The organism is Corynebacterium sp. MSK071 (genome assembly GCF_030232125.1).
Classification (GTDB): Bacteria; Actinomycetota; Actinomycetes; order Mycobacteriales; family Mycobacteriaceae; genus Corynebacterium; species Corynebacterium kefirresidentii.
On the sequence record NZ_JASPJA010000022.1, the window covers coordinates 1 to 2,331 of the forward strand.

The 2,331-nt window shown below is 47.9% G+C and carries 1 protein-coding gene and 1 pseudogene; both read left to right on the forward strand.

Going from position 1 to position 2,331, the window contains the following annotated elements:
- Positions 1–299 (forward strand): hypothetical protein (locus QP990_RS11810; protein WP_284799363.1); only part of this gene is annotated, 299 nt, incomplete at its 5' end.
- A 798-nt stretch (positions 300–1,097) separates the two neighbouring features.
- Positions 1,098–1,686: pseudogene (locus QP990_RS11815) on the forward strand (IS3 family transposase); the annotation flags it as partial.
- Between the last annotated feature and the right edge of the window lie 645 nt (positions 1,687–2,331).

The window sequence follows — 2,331 nt, forward strand, 5'->3', positions numbered from 1 at the left end:
CCTTAACATCCTTCGGAGTCCAACGCGTCACAACTACCTCCCGGTCGAAGTGGCGCATTCACCCCTTGACAGCACGCCCCGGCGGTTCTCTTTGGTACTACTTCGATCTTTTTAATCCCGATCTACATGATGGAAACATTGCTCGTTTTTGGGGAAGGTTCCCAGATCTAAACAAAGATGAAAAAACTATTGAATTCGACGCTATGCTTCAGGCATCTGGTTTTTCAGAGAAGTTCCTAACCTCAAATCCACATAAAGATAACCTCAATATTATTGAGTATGTCCGCAAAGGAAGGTAAAAGTTGTTTTCAAAAAGAGTGCAGTTATTTTAGGAGTCTCTTTGCTGACGCTATCAACCCCTAGTATTGCACACGCTACCGAGGCTGAACAATACGCACCGGGGGACGCGGTTCCAACAACCATTGATCCAGATGGCTTTATCCCAAAAACACCAAATAAAGGAATTTCTTTCTATGATTCCTCGTCCCCCGCACCAAGCTGTGTTGACGTTCAGCCAGCAGAGGGGATTGTTAAATTGAAAAGCAATTGCCAGAATAAGGTGGGAGTTAAAGTACTAATCGCTTTTGGCAATGACTCAGAGTGCAAAATACTCGCGCCAAATGAAGAGTATGAGCACCATTACCGTAGTCTAAAGTTCCCGAAGTCTCGATTTGACGGTGCTATCTCCTGCTAGAGATTTTATCATCTGCCAAAATCACTTTCAGTAACTTCCTACATCATAGGATCGCCTCAAATGGCTTAACCCTGCCCCCTCACCCGCTTATTTGCTTTCAATAAAGTCGACGACGCTATCGGCGGTAAGGGGGTACCCTCTATAATTAATTCCCCAAACTAAGATGCAAACGGAAACCAAAAGTTCCCCCTCTAAATTGAACTGATCCCCATTAGTCGGACTGAGAAATCAGTTACCTACTAGTGGGGAGCAGTTGTATGCGCGCACGGTTGTCTGCAGGACAACAGGAAGACTTAGTGGCCCTTTTGAGAAGGGTTTTGGTCACCGAGCTGCAGCTCATCATGTTGGTGTTGGTGTTGATCCAGTTCGTGCTTTGTTTCGTCAGTTCTTGTTACATGGCAAGCTGTGCCTTGTGGAAAAGCCTTCAAAGCAGCAGTACTCCTTCGAGGTCAAAAGGAAGTTGTCCAACGACATCTCACCAGCGAGTCAAAGATGATTCTTGCCCGTGAGCTTGGCCCGTCGTCGGACCAAGTGGTCGAATATTGGTTACGAAAATGGCGCAAAGGCGACGATGACGCGTTAAAGCCGAAGTCGAAGGGCAGGCCTAAAGGTTCAGCTAAGCCGAAGATGCTTACTGAAGAAGACAAACTGCGTCGCGAAAACGAACGGTTGCGGGCCGAGAATGTCTACCTAAAAAATTGCGGAACTTGAGAAATCGGGGACGCGCCTGAAAGGCCAGGCGATCGTCATCCTCAAGTCGCAACACCGCTTGGAGTATCTCCTCGCGGCAGACGGTATGCCACGGGCGACATTCTTCTCCCACCAAAAGCGACTCGGTAAGCCGGATAAGCATGCCGCGGTAAAGCAAGCAATCCTAGAAAGCTTCGAGGCCAACAAGCATCGCTACGGCTACCGGCAACTGCTGCTGGACTTGCGCAACAAGGGCTGGGTGGGTCAACCACAACCTCGTCTACAAGCTCTCTGAGCCTCTCCGAAAGGCGATATCTGCTACTCCAACGCCAAGGATAGAAAGCTTTTAAGGCAAGCCACAGAACTCATTACCAACGATTTAAATCCAGTAATCACCGAGAATAGCCCCGAAAGTCGAACCTTTTACGACGTTGCGTACTGGATTGTTCAACATATTGAACCCCAACACAACCCTAAAACATTTTGCCAACGGAGACCGAGAAGAACAAACAATAACCTTCCCAGAGCTCATAGGAAACTCATTCACAGTTCCTGATCAGAAATACGAACTCGACGAAGATTACGCCGGTAGCGTCTTCAATCAGTTTCACCAAGGAAAGATTCAAGACTAGCTTCTTCTTCCAGAACTGTTGCCCCTACGTAGAGCACTTAAAAAGCAATCTCCCAAAATAAAGGGCACCACTCCTAGACAATAGAGTACACCCTATTGTTGCACGTGCCTGCGGCGGAATGTTTGCTGTAAAATAGGGCCGTTCCTAGCATTGTTTTACACATGTCTAGCGGGGTCTAGGCCTTATGTTTACAGAAAGTGGCGAGTGTGGTGTTATCGTCTGACGGTTTCCATATTGAAGGTCATATTGATGAAGTGCCCGCGTTGGCGCGGGTGAAAGATCTGCATGGTGGGTTGTCGTCGGGGCAGCAGGCGT